This is a genomic window from Ruegeria sp. CDSC051 (genome assembly GCF_059610665.1).
The window spans coordinates 583,716-603,921 of the sequence record NZ_JBXWOC010000001.1; the positions used below are offsets into that span (position 1 = coordinate 583,716).

Below are 20,206 nucleotides of genomic sequence, written 5' to 3' on the forward strand. Positions count from 1 at the left end.
CCTTTGGCCCTCGACTCGACCCTCAGCGGCGTTAACGCGGAAAGCTACGGCGATCTTGCGGCCATCAAGGCCCGCTGGGACGCCGTGGGCTACGACTACACGAGCAAGAGCGACAATGAGATTGAGCAAGCCGCTCGGCGCGGGACAGACTGGCTTGAGGGCCAATTTCGGCCCCGCTTCCCAGGTACACCTGTTATCGCCACTCAGCGTCTGCATTGGCCAGCCACGGGTGGGACTGACTATTATGGTAACGCGATTGATGGCGCATCTGTACCAGAGGCTGTGTTCTTTGCTCAGTGCGAGGCCGCCTTTCGTGAACTGAATGTCCCAAATAGTCTCACCCCTGACTATGTGCGAGCCAAGGTTTCAAACCTGAAAAGCGCCAAGGCTGGCCCAGCATCCGTGTCTTACGAAGTGGGGGCGCTCAAGGGCGATGCAAGCGACCTTCAACCGTTGTTGACCTCTGTTGAGAACATTCTCTCACGCATCATCACGCGCCCGGCTGTGCTGGGCGTGACGGTGGTTTAACAACTGATGCCCGATGACTTTCGAGATTTCCTGAATGAAGCTGAGCGATTGATCCGGGGCGCCTATCTAGACTCGGTTACAGTAATGCGCCGACAGATCGTGATCCGGCGTCTCGTTGCGGCAATCCAGGACCATGATGATGTTCTTGTGTTTGATCTGGCTGGGGCGCAGCAGTCGTTTCTCAGGCGTTTGGCGGATGAGGTGATCGACGCCTATGCTAAGGGTGGCAGGCGGGCGGTAGCCGATCTCCCCATCCTGAAACACCCGATTTCAGGGATCACGCTCAAGCCGGACTTTGATTTCACAGCACCACGAGCCGCGGATTGGCTGCGGAACTATTCCTCAAGCCTGGTGACAGGGATTACCGAAGATACTCGGGCAGGGCTGCGCGAAGTGCTGGCTACGACGCGCGCGCAGGGACGCACACCACAATCCACGGCTCTTGACATCGCCGGGCGGGTCAACCGGGTTACTCGGCGCCGGGAGGGTGGCCTGATAGGGCTGACACAGCGCCAGATAACCGCATCTGAGCGGGCACGGGCTGAGTTGCTGTCCGGCGACCCTCAAATGATGCGGAACTACCTGAAGCGCACTGTGCGTGATCGGCGCTATGACCGGACGATCCTCAAGGCCATCCGAGAAAACCGCCGCCTGACAAAAGACCGAGCAGAGCTGATTTTGGGGCGGTACAAGGACAGGCTACTTGCATCCCGCGCCAATTCCATTGCTCAGACCGAGGCCACTCGTGCGGGGCACGCTGGGGCCAATGAAGCGGTCCAGCAGATGATTGATAGCGGGCTCGTCAACCGTCAGCAGGTCCGCAAGGTCTGGCAGGCCAACCGGGATGGCAGAACGCGAGACCCCCATATTCGTCTGCACGGCGAAAGCCACCAATTCGATGAACCTTTTGTCAGCCCCACCACGAATGCCCATTTGATGCATCCCGGTGATTTCAGTCGCGGCGCACCCGGCGAAGACGTCATCGGTTGCCGCTGTTGGATGAACGTACGGATCGATGCAAATCCGAACAGGTGAGTTATGCCAACAATCTCTGAGATCGCCGCTCTGGCCTTTGATGGCGTGAGTAGCGCCATTCCTGACGCCGTGCTGGCCGCGGAGCTCTTTGAAACCGTCCAAGGCGCTTACGATACCGCAACAGGCGCTCACGCAACGACGGATGAGAGTCGCGGTACCTGCCGGGCGCTGATGGAAACGCAAAGGCCTATTGGTGATGTGTTTCCCGATTACGTGGCTGGGCCTGGCGAGATGCTGTTTTCCCTCGAAGGGATCAACAACGTGCCGAAAGAAAACTGGATATTGCGGATCACTGGGCAGCCGGATCGCGCTATCACCAAAGCGCAAGACATTCTTTTGTCCGGTGCGATTGCCTATGTGGTGGTTCGTTGATGGCTGATGCGCACGGATTTGCATTGGAAATAGACCGGGAATTCGATCACGTTCTTGATCAGTGGCGCGAGATCATTGAGCAGATCGCGCTCGGTGCGCTGAGTAAGGTGCTGGAGCGAACACCGGTAAAGTCAGGTCAGGCAAAGGCGAATTGGCTCGTTTCCATTGGTTCTGCCAAGGTCGAAATCACAACCGACACTGATCCGAGTGGGGCCGTCACCTTGGCACGCGGCGCGCAGGTGATCGCAACCTATTCTCAGCAGGTCGGGTTCCCTAGGATCGTGATCCACAACAGCTTGCCCTATATCCAGCGCCTTGAGGAGGGGTACTCGCAAAAGCAACCTGAAGGCATGGTCGCAGTCACCATCGCGGAGCTTCAGTCAGAGATATGAGCTACGATATCGAGCGCAAGGTTCTGAACAATCACGTTCAGGCCGCAAGTTTCTATGGCATGAGCCCGTTTGCCCTAGATGGTGAGGCGATCAACGTTGAGGATCTGCCTGAAGACGCCAAGGCGGGCTTTATGGCGATCCTCCCGGGGCAGGGGCGGCAGACCTCAACCGGGGCACCGGGATCGAACCTGCACGAATATGTAGGCGTCCTGTCGTTCACCATCATCACAGAAGGCGGCAAAGGTAGCAGTGAGGGCAAGGCAATAGCCGACACCATCATTGACGACCTGACGGGCCGGAAACTGGACGAGGCCGGCGCCGCGCCTTCAGGGTCGAGCACTGTAGTCATCGACTTCGCCCGCAACGGTCTTGCCCCATACATCTCTTCATCGCGGGGCGACGCCCCTCATCACCGCACTGTCGTCAGTGCCCCCTTCGTCAGAACCGAAAGGAAATAATCATGACTGGCGCAGCTAACGTCGATCTACAGGAAGCCTATGTGAACGAGGTCACCGCAGGCACCACGCCCGCCACTCCGGCCTTCACCAAAACCAGCTTTGACACCTTGTCCCTGACCGCCAACCCGCGGATCAGCGAGTCCTTTTCCCGTGCGGCCGGAGGGCAACGCAGCGGTGTCGGCCGCAACGGCATTGCTGTCTCGGGCAGTGCGCAGGGGAAATTGATCTATGGGGTTTACGATGATTTCTGGGCGTCCCTGTTCCAAGCGGACTGGGCTTCAGACGTTTTGATCAATGCGCAAGCGCAGAACGCGATGACGATCGAGCAAGCCATCCCGCAGGGCGCAGGCGGGGCGTTTGCCTATACCCGGTTCCTCGGTGTTGAGGCTGTCACCGGCCAGCTGGCCCTGACAGCCGCGCAAGACGCGACGGTTTCCATGGACCTGATCGGCTCAGGGTCCGAGGATGCCACTCCCACGGCCATAGCAGGCGCAACCTATGCCGACCCGAGCAACACTAATATTATCGGCTCCGGTTCCGACATCGGTACCATCACCATGTCGGGCCTGACGCCTCTGGACTGCATGGAAAGCTGTACAGTGGACTTCGGCGGAACTGACAAGACCGAACAACCGCGCCTGTCCTCGGACGACGCCTGCGGCATCAACCGCGGGGCTATGCGGCCCACGGTCACCGGGCGGTTCTACATCGAAGACAATTTCATTGCCGTCTATAACGCTTCCCGCAACGGTACTGCCTTTGCTCTGACCATCCCTATCGGTCAGGTAGCCAACGAGAAATACGAACTGTTCTTTCCGGCCTGTGAATTCAGTGAAAGTCCGCTGCAGACCGGCGAGACCGGCCCGGCCTTCCAGACCTTCACCATCCTGCCGAAATACGACTCTGGTATCGGTGGAACCTGCCGTCTGATGCGGAACATCGCTTAACCCAACATGGCCAAGGTCGTAATGTCGGAGACATCGGTCTCCGCTTCGGCCTTGGCCATCTCGTAGTTGGTTTGCAGATTCATCCAGAACTGCGGAGTTGTCCCGAAGAACTTGCCAAGACGCATGGCCGTATCCGGCGTAACAGACGTCTTTTCGTCAGCCAAACGCTCCATGCGGGTGCGCGGAACATTGACGAACTGGGCCAGCTTGTACGGGCTCATCGAAAGTGGATCGAGGAACTCGTGCTTGAGAATGGAGCCCGGATGTACCGGGTTTTTAAGAATGGACATATGGTAGCCTCTACTATCAGTGATAGTCGGTGATTTCGACGTTTTCGGGGCCTTTCTTCCCCCATTTAAAACAGATGCGCCATTGGTCGTTGATCCTGATTGAGTACTGACCCTTCCTATTGCCGGTAAGCTTCTCAAGTCGATTGGCCGGGGGTGAACGCAAGTCATCCAAGATGACAGCGGCTTCGACAATTGCCACCTTCCGGAGCGCGACGTTGAAAACATCTGCAGGAAACCCTTTTCCCGGGCGACCGGAAAGTACCTGCTCGATCATCTTCCCTTTGGTGCTCTGTATCATGCCAATCATGTATCACCTCATGATACGAGTATCAAGTCGTGATACTAAAAAAGGAGTAAAAAACCATGAAGAGCAAAGGGTTCAACGTCCACATTGATGGGCGTGAGAAACGCTTTCCCAAGGGCAAATCTGTCCCGGCGAAAGTTGTTAAAGAATTCGACCTGGTCGCCAAGCGCCTGGTTGAAGGTGATCCGGAGGCGCCAGGCGGTCCTGCCTCCGGATCACGCAAGCGCAAACCAAAAACCGCCGAATAACTCTGATAAGGACCGCCACACATGCTAAATCTCGACGGTGCCGCTCTGCAAATGGACGGCAAGGAATTCACCTACGACATTCCCGCTCCATTTGGGCCAAAGCGAGGCCCGGCCACACTCATGATCATCGCCAAGCCTGCTGCTTCGGTTAATATAGAGTTTCGCGCAGGGCTGGAAGCAATCATGCACGAAGCCAAAGTCCAGGACTTGAAGTCGGAAAAGGCTTACAAAGCAAACGGCGACGAAGACGCGTTTGTCAAAGCGCGGACAGAAGGCGCCAAATGGGTGCAGAAATCCATCGCGAGTCTAAACTTCGATCACTGCATTCTGTCTTGGGAAACCACTATTCAGAATGCGGGGTCTGATCTTCAACCAACCCGGGAAAACTTCGTGGGTTTGGCGGAATTTGAACACCCCGTTATTGCAGACCTCTTTGCCGAGATTCAGGCCGACCTGACCGACCATGAAAAGTTCAGTCTCGATGCCGCCAAGGACGCACAGGAGCAAGAGGTGGGAAACTCGTAAAAGCCCTGCAATCTCATCTGAGATTCAGCAAGGGCAACGCAGATTACGAATACCTCAAGCGCAAAGCGGAGGCGGGCAGTGCGGCTGCCCTCGCAGACTTGTCTAAAATAACCCAGCCGGAAAACCAGCTGTTCTGGGAGGCATTCTCCTACCTGAGCCGAACGCGATCGACCGGGTTTGGTGGGGCAGAACCGATCCAGCCCGGCGCGATACGCGACTATTGCGATCTATTTTGCATCACCAGCCAGGCACAGCGACTTAGATTGGCTCTTGCAATCGAGAAGATGGACGCAGCACTCCTGGAATGGGCAAGGGAGGATGGTTAGGGAGGTGAAAGGAGTTACCTAACTCAGTATGGGAGAACGAGTGCTAAGCTCGATCGAGAAAGCAAATACCTTGCTCTTCGTCCGGGCCCTCGACTTTCTCGTAAATAAGTACCCAACCTTCTTCCTGTCCGTTCTTGCCCCAATAGCGGACTTTCCCGAACTCTCCCACTTGAGCAAGCAATGTCGCAGTATCACCGGCCATCAGGCTGCTAATTTGTGTTCCACCGCGTTCCGGATCTGGCAGGACCTTGAGCCCACTGGTTGTGCCCACAATTTTGACCTGAACAGGAGCCGGGTCCACTTGCTGGAAAGCATCAATACCCTGACAAACTGAAGATTCTATTGCCGGGGGCGGAGTTGAATAGCCAGGATTGTAGCGTTCGTAGAGTTCAACCCCTCCATTTACGGCCGTTACACTTGCAGCCAAATAAATGGAAATTTTGCCTAACAATCGGCAAAGAGCCAAAACTACTTTCTTAGGCGGCTTACGTTGTTTTTTGGTTTGGTCGCTCTTTTCTATTGGCGCAAGATGTTGGTCGGTAAACGCAACCGTGCGATCATAGGCTTGGCGGGGCCCTGTTGCTGGTGCGCGTCTGAGTTCTTCAGTCAAAAAATGTTGCATCACCGGGCTAAGCGAGAGCATGTCCCGGACAGTTTTTGCATCTTCAGAGATTTCGAGGGAGAACCTGTGGGTAGCCGAATAGGGATCGTCGTTTGTAACTGAACGCACTGTTAGTTCAGGGGGAGTGCCTGAACTAGCGCTTGATCCAACAGCAGTTCCAGGGCCAACAACAGCTGGAACTGCTCTGTCAGAAAATGCCAAAGCTATCTTCGCGGCTACACGCTGAGCGGCTTTAGCTGGGCGCGCAGCAGGATCAAGAAACTTTCTTCGCGCCATGACCAGAAAGGGTAGGGGGTGACTCTTGGGGACGCTGGAGGCGTCCCACGCTTGCGCAACAGCGGCCAGAAGTAAGGCTTCATTTGCTTCTGATAGAATTGGAAGTCTCGCGAGAGCAGGAACATCCGGGAATGCGCGGATCATATCCGCGCGAAAAGATTCTAAAGAAATATCCACGCTAATCACCCAACAAAAATACAGTGTTGGTAGTATAGCACAGCTGGGTTGAGTGAACCAAAAGTGGCCGGAATTTGCATTCCGGCCTTCAATACCAATACATGCTTCCGGAGGAACAGGCCCTACTTTAAGTCTTCGCCTACTGACAAGTCAGTCGTCAGGTTTGGGCAGCTTCTTCTGCTCTTCTGCTCTTCGGGTGCTTCGATCTGAATTATATGTACGTCTTGCATAGAAGCGTGGTTTCAGGGAGTCGAGATTCGTTTGGGTTTTGTAAAAGAAGATCAGGGAATTGGGTGGCAACCCGCCTGCTTGGTAGCAAGGTGAACCATTCCAGTGGGCAGAAAATCACCTCAATGGTTGGTACATATTTCCGCCCCAAATCAGAACATCGAATTTGGCCTGAAATTTTGATTCCAAATCAAGGGATCGCTGGTAGATTTCTTGGTTGGCCACGCCTTTTGCGCGTGGATCAGATATCTTGTCAACTGAACCAACCATTTCGACTAGCTCAACGGCATCGCGTATGGCCGTTCTGGCGCAAACCCACGCGCTTGCAGAATTGTCGTTAAGAGAAGCGCAGGCATCAGCGATTTCCGCTCCTGCAGCCCCAAACAGATCGTCTGAACCAATAGCGGCTAACATTCTGATGCCAACATCAGTTTCAGGAAGGCAATCTTTCACCTTCGGGAAATCGCTGAATCTGGCCTGACACTCGGCTAAGGCTTCATCGCTAACCGTCTGAGCCGCGACGGCACCCGCGCAGAACGCGAACAATACCAAAAATCGAAACATCTGTCCTCCAATCGGTTCAAAGCAATGAGCCGATAAAGACGGATGTTCTCTTCGTGAGTCAACAGGAGGCTAGATGGCCTTACTTGAACTGAACATGAAGCCTGTTGGTCAGCGGGATGTTGACCAGGCAACTACATCACTTGATCGCATGAAGCGTTCGGCAGGCGGAACCGAGAAGGCGCTTGGCAGCTATGTCGATGCGTCTGGTAGGGTGCGTACTGCCAATGGTCGTCTTGTGAGCGCTCAGGATCAGGTAACGCAATCTCTGGGTCGGAGTTTAAAAGGATACACTGCGGTGTCGCGGGCGGCGGCTGTGGCTACGGCTGCAGTTCTGGCGACAGCAAGTGCTTTCGGCGCCAGAAGCGTTGGGGCATATCGTGAGCACAGCAAGGCTTTGTCCGAAGTATCGACGCTGATTACTGGTACTGCTGAAGAACTGGATGCGATCGACAAAGCTGCAAAAAGGTTTTCAGCCACGTTCGGCGGGTCGGCTACTCAACAGGTAAATGCCTTTTATCAAGCGATAAGTTCTGGCGCTGGTAGCGTTCAGGAGGCAACTGAATTCCTGGATGCGGCCAACCTGTTGGCGGTGGGTGGTGTCACCGATATTCGCACAGCTGTTGATGGTTTGACCACGGTTACAAATGCCTATCAGGCATCAGGTTTGAAGGCGGCTCAAGCCGCGGATATTCTCTTCACCGGCGTGAAAGCAGGTAAGACAACCGTTGATGAATTGTCTGGGGCGCTTGGCAGAATTGTTCCCATCACGTCTTCGGTCGGAATCTCCTTCGAAGAAACTGTTGCTGGCGTCGCTGCGCTCACCACACAGGGGCAGTCGACGGCTGAGGCAGTCACTGGTCTTAGGGCTGCCATCGCCGCGACCTTGAAGCCAAGCACAGAAGCTCAAAAACTGGCCAAATCTCTGGGGATCGAATTCACCACCAGCGCGCTGGCTTCTAAAGGGTTCGCCGAGTTTATCGGAGGCATAGAGGAAAAAACCGGCGGGTCTCAGGAGGCCCTGACCACACTCTTTGGATCGATCGAGTCCATGCCGGCGGTAATGGCACTGGCTGGTGCTGCAGGTGACAAGTACACCGCTACAATGTCACAGATGGCAACCGCCTCCGGTGCGGCTCAGCAGGCGGCTGACAAGGTTGGTGCTAGTCTAGAAAACCGTCTCTCCAAACAGCTCGCCATTCTCAGCAATATTGGCCTCAAGGTGGGAGAGGCGCTTTTGACTGTGATTGTACCGGCCATGGAGTTCGCAACCTCCCGAACAGAAGAGTTCGGTATTGCGCTGGCCGGAATAGGGGCAGCAGTTTCCTTTGTCTTTCCGGTCATCGGCGCGGTTACTGCGCTTGCGGGTGCCGTGGTCTACGTATCGTCGCGTTGGGAACATTTTCAAGCTGTGGGAGAAGTTGCACTTGATAAAATATCTCGCGCAACCGGCATCACAACACAGGATATTTCTAAGGCGTGGGATGTGGCTACCAGTGTGATCTCAGGCGCCTGGGAAGTTCTGCAAGAGTCCGTCAGCTTTGTCATCAACAAGCTGATCGGTTCGGCCAAGGCGGCGCACACAGTCTTTACCGAGCTATTCCCACAGTTGCCTAAGGTCGTGGGATCGGCGGTCATTGAGGCTGTTAATTCAGTAATTGAGGGCGTTGAACGTATGATCAATGCCGCTGTCGAAGGTCTCAATAAAATTGTCACAGGAATAAATTCGGCAGGTGATTTCTTCGGAATTGAAAACCCGCTGACCCCCATTCCACCCGCTGATCTCGGAGGTATTCCAAACCCGCTTCAAGGCGCCGTGGAGGACTCCAAAAGCGTAATTGACACAGCTGTTGCTCAACTTGGTGAGGACTATGTTGGCGAGTTCTTCGAAGGGTTCGACAGGGCCGTACAGCGACGCAAGGGTCAAAACGCAGATTTACTGGACCCGCGAAACGGTCAGTTTGTACCCTCTGGTGCATCCGGTTCGACCGGCAGTGTTGATGTAGAAGTTCCTAGCGTCTCATCGGACATACAGAAAGTCCTAGAAAGCCTTGGAAACTCCGCAGCCGGTGGTAGCAATGGCGCCGCAAAGAAGGTCGATAAGCTCCGCGGTGCCTTTGACAGCCTCGTTGCCAGCATGGACCCGGCCTATGAGCGGTCCCTGCGTCTGAAGAACGGTTTGGAGACCATCAAAGAGGCATTGGACGCTGGCGTTATCAGCACGGAAGAGGCTGCCAGGGCGACAGACCTTTTGCGCGAGAAGGTTGGTGCGATTGATCTGTCCGAGGCACAGAGTGGGTTTACAGGGTTCTTCAAGAGCATCCTGAATGGCTCGAAATCCGCCATCGGGGCTCTTGGCGATCTGGCTGCGACTATAGCTGACCGGAGGCTCACAGAAGGCCTTGATCAGCTTTTCGCGCAGCTGTCGAGCTCGGGTTCGGCTGGCGGTGGTGGAGTTATATCCAGCCTTCTCGGGTTCGTTTTCTCGGCCAACGGTAACGTCTTCAACAATGGGTCGCTGGTTCCTTCCGCCAACGGCAACGTTTTTGACTCAGGTAATGTTGTGCCTTTCGCAACCGGCGCAGTAGTCAGCAGCCCGACCTTTTTTCCTTTGCGTGACGGTCGTACCGGCCTGATGGGTGAGGCTGGGCCAGAAGCAATCATGCCGCTCAAGCGCGGATCTGATGGCAAGTTGGGCGTGGAGTCTGGCGGTCAACAGCAATCTCCGCCGGCATTGGGTGTGTTTCTTGACGAGGGGTTGTTTGAAACATGGATCAGGCGCAATCGCGCGCAGTCCATGATTATTCGGACTATGGAAGAGGCGGGGTTCCGTCGTGCCTGACCTGTGGCCTTTCATGCCTGAGCATCAGATCACTGAAGAACTGGTTTGGGCGACAAATATCCAGCAAACGCAAACAGGTGAATACCGGAATTCACTTTCCGAGGGGCGGCAATATCTGAACAAGAGCTATCGGATGAACGCCAATGAATTGACTATTGCAGAGGGGTTGATCGAGGCAAACCCGACGTCAGATTGGTATGTGCCGCTTTGGTTCGAGGAAAGTCTGGGTGAGGTCATTTCGTCAACAGACACGAACGTAATCTGTGACACGAATGGTTCCTATAGGGCCGGTGGAAAAGCTGTTATCTATCAGAACCGTGAAACCTTCACTGTGGTAGAAATCGACACTGTCAATGTGGGGTCGATTGATTTGGCAACCCAGGTCGGCGCCAATTACACAAATCCGGTGATTGCGCCCATTGTAACGGCATTCACTCTGACCGGGCTTGAGTTTGACCGCTTGTTCCATGACGCGGTGGCAAATTCGGTGCGGTGGCAGGTTCGGGATAGAGACCAGACAGCTAACAGCCCATTCAGTCAATTCAACGGGCTGGACGTGGTGACCGATGTTTCTCTGGCGATACAGTCGGTAAAGGGCGGCGTTCGCTTTGAGGTTGATGTTCTGGATAACGGCTTCGGTGTGGTCGAATTCGAGCCAATCCGGGATATTCCCGAAAAGACTTACGAGATGAATTTCCAAGATGAAGGGCTGGCAGCCAAAATGCGTCGCCGCGAATGGCTGAATGCAGTCCGGGGCCGCGACCAGGCTTTTTACATGTCGACCAGATCACGGGAAATCATTGCCGCAAACCCAATCGGCGCCGCAGATGGCGTAATCTCGGTAAAGCCTGTGCTGCCAAATATTGCCGACTATGTCGGTCGGTCGATATCCATAGGGGGCGCGATCTATCGAACAATCACAGGCGCGGCCGTCAACGGCACCAATCATGATTTAACGATTACCGCCACAGGCGAAGCCTTCAGTAACCCGGAGATATCTTTCCTGCGCAAGTTTCGCTTTGATCAGGATGACATTTCAATAGAGCACACGGGCACCCGTTCCTTTGGCCAGATAGCGCTTAAAGAGGTTCCCGCATGAGTTTCCCCGAACTTCTCGCATGGATCAGCGGCAAGCAGCCAATATTCCTCTATCGCATCAGGCTAGGCACTAAAGAGGAATTCCTGGTCTCGCGCGCAAGCGACTTCAGCACTGTTCCGGATTTCTTTGATCGTGCGGATTTCTTCGGTGAAGAAGAATTCTTTTCGCGGACATGGAAAGGCTCGCCTACGCGGCACACGCTGATCCGGGAAACGGCTGCGACAGAGCGCGCAGAAACGCGGCTGATCGTGAGCAGAAACAGCGACATTGCTCAGGCTATTTCAGCGGACGCGGGGTTTTCGGAAACCGAAGTGACCATCTATCGCGCCTTTGCCAACGATCCGGATGAAGAACTTGTGCGTGTGTTTGTCGGACGCGTTTCCGGTGTCGAACACAAGTGGATCAGATATGAGTTGATCTGTGAGAATGAGTTCACGGCTTTCAACGCCAAGGCGCAAAATCAGGTGGCGCAAAGACCGTGCCGATGGGCGCACTATCACAAGGGGTGCGGCTTGAACCTGGCTGAGTGGCAGGTTGCTGGTACCGCTACCGAATTCGCCGACAATGTGCTGACTGTAACCGAGGCAGCAGCAGAAGTGGATGGCCACTATTCTGGTGGGATCGTTCAATACGGTTCTGCCATGGCAATGATCAGATCCCACACAGGCGACCAGCTTCTGATTTCCGGGCTGTTGCCAGGATTGGCGACACAGATCGTTAGCAGTGGGTCCGAAGCCGTTCTGATAGCACCCGGCTGCGATCTTTCCTCGTCAGATTGCGCGGGCAAGTTCAGTAATCTGTTGAATTACGGGGGCTTTGAACGCCTCAACGAAAACCCATTTGATGGCCGGAGAATAGACTGATGCCGATACTGATTAACTTGGCTATTGGCCTGATCTTTTCGGTAATTGCGTCTTACTTCGTGTCCAAACCAGAAGGTCCAAAGCCGCAGGACTTCGATAAAAACAGCGTCCGAAAGGAAGAGGGCGCGGATATTCCTTACATAGTAGGCACGGCATGGCACTCTGTGCAGCCACATTGGGATGGTCACCGCCGTAGCTCGGAAATCAAATCCAAAACAGGCAAGAAATGACTCTGATCAGGTTCTGTGATTTCCGAACCGTGGGTATCTGCAAGGATGCGCGCGTGATGTTTTTTGAGCGCCATGCTGACAAGCTGGGGATCACCTGGCGTGAATTCGTACTGCATGGGGCGACGGCGGAAGATCTACGCAAGGCGGGCGACCAACTCGACCAAATAGATGAGTTGGAGCGGGCAGCAAAGAAACGGGGGGCTGAACGTGGGCGGTAAAGATTCCGAACAGACGATTGGCTTTAAGCACTACCGTGGGTTTCACTTCATCGGCCCGACTGATTGCGATGCACTGCTTGCAATTCGTATGGATGACAAGATGGTCTGGCAAGGTGTGCAGGGGCAGGGGCGTCTAAGGATAAATCGTCCCTACATATTTGGCGGAGACGATAAGGAAGGCGGCTTTTCCGGTAACATCGACGTTCTTCTGGGCGGTGACACGCAAATGGAAAACGGTTACCTTCAGCGGGTCTGGAAGACGGACTCGATCCCCGCATTTCGGGGCGTTGTGTCTTATGTCTGGCGGCGGGTGTATATCGGAAACAGGCCCATCCTGAAGCCATTGCGCCACAAGTCGGTCGCGATCAACTCGAAATACGACAACTGGTATCCGGAAAAGGCGCGTCTGAACGCCGAAGGGCGCATCCGTAATACCGCGATCTATATTGCCATGGATGGGTCGTTCTCGATGAACGGCACGCGGATGCAGACGCAAAAAGCCGCCGTCCAGAACTTTCTGGAGTCGCTCAAAGGGTATCGGAACGATGTCCGTATTGTTCTTTGGTCAGGTTCGGTGATGAGTTCCATCCAGCGACTTGATGCAGGGAATGCCGACTATAACGATCTGAAGGATTGGGTTGCTGCTCTGTCAGATGAGCCAAGCGGCAACGGCACGGATTTTGACGCTGCGGTTTCGCAAGCCGCCTCTTTCTTTAATGTTGCGGATGGTTCAGATCAGTATGTTCCAAACTCCTTTAGCGGCTTGGTTACGCAGCTTGGAGTGGGTTCCGCCACGGTGGGTAAAGACCGGGTTTTGATCTTTGTCACGGATGGTGAGCCTGCGCCTATTTCATCGGCGACTGATGCTGCGGCGACCCTGGCGGCTATTTCAGACGTTTCTGTCTACTGTTTCAACATTGACCTCGATGATACGACCTACACGGATCTGCTCGACAACACGTCGATTGACGGAATACCCATTGTTTCAGGATCAAATCCCAACGACCTGAGCGCAGCCATGGCCAACGCGTTTGCATATTGGGCCGATATCAATCCCGCGCATGCATTCCGCGCGCTTGTGGTTGACCCAAAGATTGGCGGGAACGACGATCCAGAATCCATCGGGGACAGCTTCAAAACAGCGGCAGACATGTTCGTTTCCGAAGGGATGGGCCTAAACTTCGACTGGAGCGGTGGTACTCGGGCTGATTACAGGCGCCAACTGGAAGAGCATACAAACACGATCCTCTATCGCAGCCGTCAAACCGGAAAGTGGGAACTTTACCCAATTCGCGCTAACTATGTGAAGTCGGAATTGCCGGTCTTTGATAGGTCGATCATCGCCAAAGGGGATTGGCTGGATGGTCCAGTCAAACCGTGGCAGAGGGAATTGCCCAACCAGGTGACATTGCAATATACGCGGCGCAGCAATGGCGAATTGGATTCCATAACAAAGCACAACATTGCGGGCATCCAGATGACCGGCAAAGTGGTTCCGGTGACAGTTGAAATGAAAGGCTTCAGCTATCCACCGCTGGCAACCCAGATTTGTGAGCGGGAACTGAACGCAAGGACCGTTCCGGGCATCCGCGGTGCGTTCAGAGTGGCCTATCTTGATCCCAGCCTGCATCGTGGATCTCCGATTGTTGTCCACGAACCGCAACTCGGCATCGATAATGTCGTGTTTCGGATTAAGGAGATCGAAGGGGACCAACTGGATGATTATTCCGTCGTGCTTCGCGTGGAGCAAGACAGGTTCGACCAACTCACGGATGTTCCGGTTCCTGACCTGCCAGATACGCCTGATGCGGAATATGCTGAAGCATCGGAAACACGTCTCGTCGAGGAAATCCCGTACTATGTTTTGGTTCAAGATCAGGGGCAGGGAGCGGTAGACGATGAGCTGACGCGTGAACCTGATCTTGGCCTGTTTCATGCCACCGGAAGTCAACCGACCGACGATCACACGGATATCGATATAGCTGTCGACAGCGGGGCGGGATGGGTTCAGGGGGGCAACGCCTTCTATTCACCCGTTTGCAAGACCCTGACGCCTCTAAAGCGTGATGCTGATGATATTGTTCTGGATATTGAATGGTCCGATGGGCTTGAAGACGTTGCCCCGGGATCTCTGGCTTATATCGGCGGGGAATACATCCGGATTGACGATATGACGCGTGTCGATGATGTCGTGACCGTCACTGTTGGGCGGGCATGTCTGGACACTGTGCCAGCAGAGCACCCGGCGGGCACGCAGATGATCTTCTGGCATTCCAACGCCGGGTCGGACGAAATCCAGTACCTTGTTGCCGAAGAAATTGACATCCGGTTGCTGGGCAAGATTTCGAGTGATGTCTTGAATCTGAGTTCTGCGCCAACTGATGAGATCACCTTTGCCAGTCGCGCGGTGCGACCTTATCCCGTCGGCCAGTTGAAGGTTGAGGGGAGTTACGCGCCCTCGGCGATCATCCCGGCGATTTCAACCATCACCTGGGCACATCGGGACCGGCGGCAGCAAACCACCGGAAACATTGAGGATCACACGCACGGTTCAATCGGTCCTGAAGCTGGTGTGACCTATGATGTTGAGGTGCGGGCGGTTCTGCCGAAAGACGATTTCTTTGCAGCGCCCGACTTCTGTGCCGAAAAAGACTTCTTCTTGCAGGACGGGCCAGGGGTTCTGGTCCACACGGAAAACGTGGGGGCCGTCGACACCTGGGCATATGACGAAACAGCACCGGACTTTTTCAGCTTTGAAGATTTCTTTGCACGGCCGGATTTCTTCGGGGTCGTGGGTGGTCGTGCTGCACGGGTAGAATTTGGGGTCAAGGCCACAAGGGATGGCTATGAAAACTGGCAGACGCCAAGTGTCCGTGCCCGATATCTGGCCGCGCCTGGCAATTTGACGGGGGAGGGCTTCTAATGGGGGTTCGGTTGAAATGGTCGCCTCGTGTCATCGGTGATAGACAGAAAATCTATCGCGACACGGCTCCGTTTTCGGCTTCGAACTTGCCATCCGTTCTTGCGACAGTGGCGGCGGATGCGGGGCGCTACGAAGACGAAACCACAACAGAAGATGTCGATTACCACTATGCCGTCAGTGTCGTCTCTGGCGGGCGCGAAGCTTTGTCGGAAGTGATCAGGGTAAAAGCCGGGGCAACAGTCGTTCAGCCAGCTTACCCACCGCTTGATATTTTTGCTGGTGGCGAAAATGGGTTCCTTCTGGATTTCAGCGACACAGCAACGTTGTGGCAGGATACCGGCAAGACAACGCCTGTCGTGTCGGACGGCCAAACCATTGCGTCGGCAGTCGACAAAACGGATAACGGATATACGTTCGATGGTAACCAGGCGGGAACGTGGGGATCGCCGGACAAGTTGATTGTTGACGGCGTGAATGATGCCTATGACGCCACGGGCGGTGGTGTTTTGATGCCAGCAGGCGCGGGAACCTATGCTGCCCGCGTCCGCGCCCCTCTCAGCTCTTCCGGAACAAATACAATAGTTGGTGCAACGCTGTCGGGCAGCGCAACGGCGCGAAACTGGATGAGTTTTACCAACGGCAAGCTGTCGATGGGGATTGGCACTCTGGGCAGTAACAGCTTCCAGGATTCAATAGATCGCAGGTCGGCCACAGATTTTGTCAATGTCGCCGCTGTCTATGACAATGGGGATTGCGAGCTTTTCGTAAACGGTGCCTCTGTCGCCACATCGACCTATGGTGGAACACCAGTTTCTACCACCCCGGTTGCAGTCGGTTGTCGTTTGATCTCGGGAACCAGCAGAGATTTGTTTTGGCAGGGCGATATCAAGCACGTTCTTGCGATTGATCGTGCCCTGACTCCAACGGAAATTGCCGACCTTCATAGTTTCTGGGCCAGCTAAGCGGCCAGCTTCCACTGAAAGGAGAATAAGATGTCTCAACCCACCACGTGGGGTGTGCCGCGCATTGCGGATGCCCCGGTAGATCCAGAGGCTTATGCTGATCGGGATGACGCCAGCCTTGATGCGCTGCTGGACAGCCACTCAGGGGCTGCACGTCCCGCTTATGCCGTCGCCGGTACTGTCTGGCGCGACACTGATACCAACCGTTGGTACATGTATGACGGCACCGATGATCACGAAATCCCGGTCCTTTCGCGGTCGCCTGCTGTCCTTGGTTCGGTTTCCGGTGCGGACACCATTACCGCAGCGCTAACCCCCGCTCTGACAGCCTATACCGAATTAGTTGAGGTGCTGTTGGTTACTGCTGGGGCCAATACGGGCGCTGTGACCCTCAATATCGACAGCCTCGGTGCAAAGTTTGTGGTGAAGGCAGCAGGCACCGCCCTGGCGGCGTCTGATCTTGCGTCGGGTGAAGCCGTCAAGCTCTGGTACGACGCCGGGAACGATCGGTTCCAGGTCATAGGAAAATAACGGCGTCTCTGCGCCCTGCATTTGCCCCCGCTTTCAAGGTGCAGGGCGCAAATGCGCTGAAAGCAACGACCATAAGCTGGTGAGTTGAGGCCAAACAGCGGCCTGTTCTTGATCGGGAATACGATGACAAAGCAACAATTAAAGAGCCAGGCGCAGCGCTTTGGTGAGTGGATGGAGTATGCCCGGAAGGTGCTGCAAGCCACTCTCCTGATTGGCGGTCTCTTCATATCTCTCTGGGCTCAGTTTCTCGGGCCGGGCATTAAAACCGGGGTGCAGAACTTCGTTGGCATCACGGAAATTGTGGATCGGCTGGAATATGTTGAGCAGAACATGCCGCCGCCAGATGTGGTCGAGTGGAATGAGCGCATTGCCCGACAAGTGGGGGCCTGCAGCTCGTCCGGCTGTCTGTATGTCCTGAGCGGTGCCAAAACACGATATGGCGAGAACTGCGGTGCGTCGGCTTCGATGGTCCCTTTTGTGCGCACTTCAGCGGGCCAGAACATACAGGCTTCCTTTGACCTCAACCAAATGACGCCTGTGGAGCTGACCAGATCCCCAACCAATTTCACGGTCTACCTGCGCATCCCAAGTTATCTGCCCGATGGCGACCATAGCTGGCGGGCCAAAGTGATCTATCCGGGCTGCCCGGGGATCGGTGAGCCCGTGCCACGCTGGACGCCCTGGTTCCCGCTCAAGGTCACAACACCAAGCGATTGAAAGGTTTAATCAAGGGTGAAGCTGATGAATTTCAAAGGTGAAGCTAAGCGGCTGGATGATATTGATCTGTCTCGCATCGGTGCCGTAATCGGCGTTGGTGAAGACGAGATTCACGCGGTTCTGGATGTGGAAACCCGAGGTGGTGGCTTCTTTAAGGACGGGCGTCTAAAGATGCTTCCAGAGCGCCACATCTTCTATCGCGAACTTGGGCCGGGTGCAGAGCGCGACGCGGCAGTGCGCCGTGGTTTGGCCTATCGCAGGTGGGGAACCAAGCCTTACCCGAAATCGACCGAGGCGCGCTATCAGCTTCTCGCGGAGATGATGAGTATCAATAAAGACGCGGCACTGCGCAGCGTTTCATGGGGTCTGGGCCAAATCATGGGTTTCAACCACCGACTGGCCGGATATCCAAGCGCCCGGGCCATGGTTGAGGCCTTTGTCGATGATGAAGAAACTCACCTGCGCGCCATGGTGAAATTCATCGTTTCAGCGGGGCTGGATGATGAACTTCGGAACCACGATTGGCCGGGGTTCGCCAGAGGATACAACGGCTCAGGCTACGCCAAGCATGGATATCACACCAAGTTGGCCGCAGCGTTTCGCAAATGGAAGGCAATCCCGGACACGCCTTTCGACATCGATCGCACGGAGCCCGAACAGGTCACCGACACAAAGGCGGTCAAACGCAAGGACCAAGTCAGGGATGGCGCGGCAGCAGGGGTCGGTCTGGCCGTCGTTGCAGCAATCAAGTGGTGGGAACAGATTCAGTCGGCAGTCTCGTCCAAGGCCTGTTCCATCAGTTTCATAAACGATCTGTTTTGTGGGGGAGTGAACCTATGAATATTCTCAAGGGGTGGCGCACCATACTCGCTAATATTGCTTTGGCTGGCCCGATTGTCTGGGACCTGTTTTGGCAGATTTTGCAGACGCCCGAGTTTCACGCGGTGATCCCAGCCGAATATCTTCCGTTCTATTCTCTCGGCATGGTCATCGTGAACATGTGGCTGCGCAAGATCACCACAACGCCTGTGGGGCAGCGCTTCTGATGTTTGCCGCAATCGCTTCTTGGTTCATAGGTGGTGGCGCGAACGGTCTGGCCTCTCAGCTCCGCGGCGCCTATGCGGATCGACTGGCGGCGAAAAACGATGAGCAGCGGATTGCGTTGGACGAGAAGATTGCAACCCTGACCGCCCGCGTTGAGGCTCAGACACGAGGGGCGGGGTCGTTCTGGCCAAAGGTGGTTCGGGCAGCCTTTGCGCTTCCATTCATCATCTACAACGCCAAGCTGATTGTCTGGGATAAGGTCTTGGGGTGGGGAGCAACCGACCCGCTCAGCCCTTATCTGGAAGGGATCGCGTGGACGATCATCACCTTCTATTTCTTGGATAACACCATCCGATATCTGCGCTCTTAGGTCGGGCGTAAATCGACTGACGAACCGTCGGTGACCCATTGCAATCCCTGCGCCGGGGTGCGGCGCGTATCTTAACTGAAAAGGAGTTCGATCAACTTGTCTGGGCTCCCTCGCCCTAAGGCTTACTCAGCCCGGCCCCTGTGGTCGGGCTTTTTTGTTTCTGGGCTGTCGCTGTTTGGGGAGTAAAAAAGGGGCCCCGCTATGCGATGGGGCCCTTCTTTGTTGCGAACTAGTTAACGTCTTAAGGCTCGTGAGAATGCAGCAACTGCGAAACGCGGGGCCATAGGTGGGCGTAAACGTACATCAAGGCAAGTACCAACGGTACGAGCAGTGACATCATTACGAATACCAGGCCCGCCTTGGAGAGTAGAACTCCAATGATCTCCATCGACATTTCCTCTTTTCTGCTACTGTAAAGAACGGCTCGGGTCTCTCTTGTAGATAAGAGCTCGAAAGAAAGCTCCAACCATCAATGGTATGGTAAAGTGTGGGTCATTTGCGATCTCAAACCAGTTCTTAACCATCGACATGATTATTTTACTACCGACTTCACCATTTTGACCAGAGAACTTTAGGCTTTCGTTAAGCGCAAACAAGTCAGGGGCGCGTGAGATTAGAAAAATATATGCCCCGATAACAAGCACTTGCGCGAACACGATACGCCATGCTCGGCCGAACCTGAAATCCTGGTTGTCGCCTTTTGCATTTGGATTCAATGGCTTGGACATAATAGCTATTGTCTGAGTGTTTTCCATCCACCGGATCAAAGACTCCGCGGCTACACCTATCCAAAAAGTGACAATGAACAACAGGGGAGTTGTCTCAACATCCATCACCCATGTCACCATAAAGAAAGTAAAAAACCAAATTCCTACCCAGAATAAGCTCAGTATAAGAGCTGCAAACCACGTAGAAAGCCTGGGAAAGTTACATGAGATAGAATGTACAAAGCCATGAAAAGGTGTCATTTTTAACTTTTTAATAAGATTGTTCTGAACTCGCAATTTCTGAAAAGTTAGTTTGAAAATCAATGCTTTGTCAACTTTTTACCACCCACAAGTGTCAGGGTGATCCTTCAAAAGTTGTCGGCAATAAACCGCTTGCTGGGGTGCATTCAA

At 54.6% G+C, this 20,206-nt stretch carries 26 protein-coding genes; 21 read left to right on the forward strand and 5 right to left on the reverse strand.

The window, feature by feature from the left end:
* The first annotated feature begins 3 nt into the window (after positions 1-3).
* The 6 genes from AC2FH0_RS02935 to AC2FH0_RS02960 are packed head-to-tail and all read left to right on the forward strand — an operon-like array spanning position 4 to position 3,732.
* Positions 4-528, forward strand: a complete 525-nt coding sequence (locus AC2FH0_RS02935) for a DnaT-like ssDNA-binding protein (RefSeq protein ID WP_496788535.1) — start codon at positions 4-6, stop codon at positions 526-528.
* Between the two features lie 6 nt (positions 529-534).
* Positions 535-1,563, forward strand: a complete 1,029-nt coding sequence (locus AC2FH0_RS02940) for a phage minor head protein (protein WP_496788537.1) — start codon at positions 535-537, stop codon at positions 1,561-1,563.
* A 3-nt stretch (positions 1,564-1,566) separates the two neighbouring features.
* The gene (locus AC2FH0_RS02945; RefSeq protein WP_496788538.1) at positions 1,567-1,935 is read left to right on the forward strand and encodes a hypothetical protein; all 369 of its coding nucleotides are present in this window, start codon (positions 1,567-1,569) and stop codon (positions 1,933-1,935) included.
* Positions 1,935-2,327 carry a hypothetical protein gene (locus AC2FH0_RS02950; RefSeq protein WP_496788539.1) on the forward strand — a complete coding sequence of 131 codons (393 nt, stop codon included), beginning with the start codon at positions 1,935-1,937 and terminating at the stop codon, positions 2,325-2,327. Before AC2FH0_RS02945 ends, AC2FH0_RS02950 begins: the two co-directional genes overlap by 1 nt.
* A complete protein-coding gene (locus AC2FH0_RS02955) occupies positions 2,324-2,785 on the forward strand; it encodes a hypothetical protein (RefSeq protein WP_496788540.1) in 462 nt (153 codons plus the stop codon). Before AC2FH0_RS02950 ends, AC2FH0_RS02955 begins: the two co-directional genes overlap by 4 nt.
* 2 nt (positions 2,786-2,787) lie before the next feature.
* Positions 2,788-3,732 (forward strand): phage tail tube protein, encoded by a 945-nt coding sequence (locus tag AC2FH0_RS02960; RefSeq protein ID WP_496788541.1) that lies wholly within the window; start codon positions 2,788-2,790, stop codon positions 3,730-3,732.
* Here the strand turns inward: AC2FH0_RS02960 and AC2FH0_RS02965 are convergent.
* The gene (locus AC2FH0_RS02965) at positions 3,729-4,022 is read right to left on the reverse strand and encodes a HigA family addiction module antitoxin (protein WP_496788543.1); all 294 of its coding nucleotides are present in this window, start codon (positions 4,020-4,022) and stop codon (positions 3,729-3,731) included. The genes AC2FH0_RS02960 and AC2FH0_RS02965 overlap by 4 nt on opposite strands.
* Before the next feature lie 16 nt (positions 4,023-4,038).
* Positions 4,039-4,320: a type II toxin-antitoxin system RelE/ParE family toxin gene (locus tag AC2FH0_RS02970; RefSeq protein WP_496788544.1), complete on the reverse strand. Its 282-nt coding sequence runs from the start codon at positions 4,318-4,320 to the stop codon at positions 4,039-4,041.
* Between the two features lie 65 nt (positions 4,321-4,385).
* Here AC2FH0_RS02970 and AC2FH0_RS02975 point away from each other — a divergent pair, with 65 nt between their 5' ends.
* From AC2FH0_RS02975 to AC2FH0_RS02985, 3 genes are all read left to right on the forward strand, one after another.
* The gene (locus AC2FH0_RS02975) at positions 4,386-4,574 is read left to right on the forward strand and encodes a hypothetical protein (RefSeq protein WP_496788545.1); all 189 of its coding nucleotides are present in this window, start codon (positions 4,386-4,388) and stop codon (positions 4,572-4,574) included.
* Positions 4,575-4,595: 21 nt separating this feature from the next.
* Positions 4,596-5,099 carry a hypothetical protein gene (locus AC2FH0_RS02980; RefSeq protein WP_496788546.1) on the forward strand — a complete coding sequence of 168 codons (504 nt, stop codon included), beginning with the start codon at positions 4,596-4,598 and terminating at the stop codon, positions 5,097-5,099.
* A gap of 98 nt (positions 5,100-5,197) precedes the next feature.
* Entirely contained in the window at positions 5,198-5,425 is a 228-nt protein-coding gene (locus AC2FH0_RS02985; RefSeq protein ID WP_496788547.1) for a phage tail assembly chaperone, read from the forward strand.
* A gap of 43 nt (positions 5,426-5,468) precedes the next feature.
* Here AC2FH0_RS02985 and AC2FH0_RS02990 read toward each other — a convergent pair whose 3' ends face one another.
* Positions 5,469-6,500, reverse strand: a complete 1,032-nt coding sequence (locus AC2FH0_RS02990; protein ID WP_496788549.1) for a hypothetical protein — start codon at positions 6,498-6,500, stop codon at positions 5,469-5,471.
* Positions 6,501-6,845: 345 nt separating this feature from the next.
* On the reverse strand, positions 6,846-7,292 hold the full coding sequence (locus AC2FH0_RS02995) for a hypothetical protein (RefSeq protein ID WP_496788550.1): 447 nt from the start codon (positions 7,290-7,292) through the stop codon (positions 6,846-6,848).
* Positions 7,293-7,365: 73 nt separating this feature from the next.
* Between AC2FH0_RS02995 and AC2FH0_RS03000 the strand changes: the two genes are divergently transcribed.
* From AC2FH0_RS03000 to AC2FH0_RS03055, 12 genes are all read left to right on the forward strand, one after another.
* Positions 7,366-10,131, forward strand: a complete 2,766-nt coding sequence (locus tag AC2FH0_RS03000) for a phage tail tape measure protein (RefSeq protein ID WP_496788551.1) — start codon at positions 7,366-7,368, stop codon at positions 10,129-10,131.
* Positions 10,124-11,230 (forward strand): RNA-binding protein, encoded by a 1,107-nt coding sequence (locus AC2FH0_RS03005; protein WP_496788553.1) that lies wholly within the window; start codon positions 10,124-10,126, stop codon positions 11,228-11,230. The genes AC2FH0_RS03000 and AC2FH0_RS03005 overlap by 8 nt, the downstream gene beginning before the upstream one ends.
* Entirely contained in the window at positions 11,227-12,093 is an 867-nt protein-coding gene (locus AC2FH0_RS03010; RefSeq protein WP_496788554.1) for a phage BR0599 family protein, read from the forward strand. The genes AC2FH0_RS03005 and AC2FH0_RS03010 overlap by 4 nt, the downstream gene beginning before the upstream one ends.
* On the forward strand, positions 12,093-12,323 hold the full coding sequence (locus AC2FH0_RS03015) for a hypothetical protein (RefSeq protein ID WP_496788555.1): 231 nt from the start codon (positions 12,093-12,095) through the stop codon (positions 12,321-12,323). The genes AC2FH0_RS03010 and AC2FH0_RS03015 overlap by 1 nt, the downstream gene beginning before the upstream one ends.
* Positions 12,320-12,541, forward strand: a complete 222-nt coding sequence (locus AC2FH0_RS03020) for a hypothetical protein (protein WP_496700336.1) — start codon at positions 12,320-12,322, stop codon at positions 12,539-12,541. Before AC2FH0_RS03015 ends, AC2FH0_RS03020 begins: the two co-directional genes overlap by 4 nt.
* A complete protein-coding gene (locus AC2FH0_RS03025) occupies positions 12,531-15,464 on the forward strand; it encodes a vWA domain-containing protein (protein ID WP_496788556.1) in 2,934 nt (977 codons plus the stop codon). The genes AC2FH0_RS03020 and AC2FH0_RS03025 overlap by 11 nt, the downstream gene beginning before the upstream one ends.
* A complete protein-coding gene (locus AC2FH0_RS03030) occupies positions 15,464-16,426 on the forward strand; it encodes a LamG-like jellyroll fold domain-containing protein (protein WP_496788557.1) in 963 nt (320 codons plus the stop codon). The genes AC2FH0_RS03025 and AC2FH0_RS03030 overlap by 1 nt, the downstream gene beginning before the upstream one ends.
* 30 nt (positions 16,427-16,456) lie before the next feature.
* Positions 16,457-16,957 carry a hypothetical protein gene (locus tag AC2FH0_RS03035; RefSeq protein ID WP_496788558.1) on the forward strand — a complete coding sequence of 167 codons (501 nt, stop codon included), beginning with the start codon at positions 16,457-16,459 and terminating at the stop codon, positions 16,955-16,957.
* 123 nt (positions 16,958-17,080) lie between these two features.
* On the forward strand, positions 17,081-17,674 hold the full coding sequence (locus AC2FH0_RS03040) for a hypothetical protein (protein WP_496700332.1): 594 nt from the start codon (positions 17,081-17,083) through the stop codon (positions 17,672-17,674).
* A 24-nt stretch (positions 17,675-17,698) separates the two neighbouring features.
* The gene (locus tag AC2FH0_RS03045; protein WP_496700331.1) at positions 17,699-18,514 is read left to right on the forward strand and encodes an N-acetylmuramidase family protein; all 816 of its coding nucleotides are present in this window, start codon (positions 17,699-17,701) and stop codon (positions 18,512-18,514) included.
* Positions 18,511-18,720 (forward strand): hypothetical protein, encoded by a 210-nt coding sequence (locus AC2FH0_RS03050; RefSeq protein ID WP_496700330.1) that lies wholly within the window; start codon positions 18,511-18,513, stop codon positions 18,718-18,720. Before AC2FH0_RS03045 ends, AC2FH0_RS03050 begins: the two co-directional genes overlap by 4 nt.
* Complete coding sequence (locus AC2FH0_RS03055; protein WP_496788559.1) at positions 18,720-19,088, forward strand: hypothetical protein; 369 nt, start codon at positions 18,720-18,722, stop codon at positions 19,086-19,088. Before AC2FH0_RS03050 ends, AC2FH0_RS03055 begins: the two co-directional genes overlap by 1 nt.
* 407 nt (positions 19,089-19,495) lie before the next feature.
* Here AC2FH0_RS03055 and AC2FH0_RS03060 read toward each other — a convergent pair whose 3' ends face one another.
* The gene (locus tag AC2FH0_RS03060; RefSeq protein WP_496700328.1) at positions 19,496-20,056 is read right to left on the reverse strand and encodes a hypothetical protein; all 561 of its coding nucleotides are present in this window, start codon (positions 20,054-20,056) and stop codon (positions 19,496-19,498) included.
* Positions 20,057-20,206 lie beyond the last annotated feature (150 nt).

Coding starts and splice junctions, on each gene's coding strand:
- AC2FH0_RS02940 (WP_496788537.1), top strand. CDS start 535: ATGCCCGATGACTTTCGAGATTTCCTGAATGAAGCTGAGCGATTGATC.
- AC2FH0_RS02945 (WP_496788538.1), top strand. CDS start 1,567: ATGCCAACAATCTCTGAGATCGCCGCTCTGGCCTTTGATGGCGTGAGT.
- AC2FH0_RS02950 (WP_496788539.1), top strand. CDS start 1,935: ATGGCTGATGCGCACGGATTTGCATTGGAAATAGACCGGGAATTCGAT.
- AC2FH0_RS02955 (WP_496788540.1), top strand. CDS start 2,324: ATGAGCTACGATATCGAGCGCAAGGTTCTGAACAATCACGTTCAGGCC.
- AC2FH0_RS02960 (WP_496788541.1), top strand. CDS start 2,788: ATGACTGGCGCAGCTAACGTCGATCTACAGGAAGCCTATGTGAACGAG.
- AC2FH0_RS02965 (WP_496788543.1), bottom strand. CDS start 4,022: ATGTCCATTCTTAAAAACCCGGTACATCCGGGCTCCATTCTCAAGCAC.
- AC2FH0_RS02970 (WP_496788544.1), bottom strand. CDS start 4,320: ATGATACAGAGCACCAAAGGGAAGATGATCGAGCAGGTACTTTCCGGT.
- AC2FH0_RS02975 (WP_496788545.1), top strand. CDS start 4,386: ATGAAGAGCAAAGGGTTCAACGTCCACATTGATGGGCGTGAGAAACGC.
- AC2FH0_RS02980 (WP_496788546.1), top strand. CDS start 4,596: ATGCTAAATCTCGACGGTGCCGCTCTGCAAATGGACGGCAAGGAATTC.
- AC2FH0_RS02995 (WP_496788550.1), bottom strand. CDS start 7,292: ATGTTTCGATTTTTGGTATTGTTCGCGTTCTGCGCGGGTGCCGTCGCG.
- AC2FH0_RS03000 (WP_496788551.1), top strand. CDS start 7,366: ATGGCCTTACTTGAACTGAACATGAAGCCTGTTGGTCAGCGGGATGTT.
- AC2FH0_RS03010 (WP_496788554.1), top strand. CDS start 11,227: ATGAGTTTCCCCGAACTTCTCGCATGGATCAGCGGCAAGCAGCCAATA.
- AC2FH0_RS03015 (WP_496788555.1), top strand. CDS start 12,093: ATGCCGATACTGATTAACTTGGCTATTGGCCTGATCTTTTCGGTAATT.
- AC2FH0_RS03020 (WP_496700336.1), top strand. CDS start 12,320: ATGACTCTGATCAGGTTCTGTGATTTCCGAACCGTGGGTATCTGCAAG.
- AC2FH0_RS03030 (WP_496788557.1), top strand. CDS start 15,464: ATGGGGGTTCGGTTGAAATGGTCGCCTCGTGTCATCGGTGATAGACAG.
- AC2FH0_RS03035 (WP_496788558.1), top strand. CDS start 16,457: ATGTCTCAACCCACCACGTGGGGTGTGCCGCGCATTGCGGATGCCCCG.
- AC2FH0_RS03040 (WP_496700332.1), top strand. CDS start 17,081: ATGACAAAGCAACAATTAAAGAGCCAGGCGCAGCGCTTTGGTGAGTGG.
- AC2FH0_RS03045 (WP_496700331.1), top strand. CDS start 17,699: ATGAATTTCAAAGGTGAAGCTAAGCGGCTGGATGATATTGATCTGTCT.
- AC2FH0_RS03050 (WP_496700330.1), top strand. CDS start 18,511: ATGAATATTCTCAAGGGGTGGCGCACCATACTCGCTAATATTGCTTTG.
- AC2FH0_RS03055 (WP_496788559.1), top strand. CDS start 18,720: ATGTTTGCCGCAATCGCTTCTTGGTTCATAGGTGGTGGCGCGAACGGT.
- AC2FH0_RS03060 (WP_496700328.1), bottom strand. CDS start 20,056: ATGACACCTTTTCATGGCTTTGTACATTCTATCTCATGTAACTTTCCC.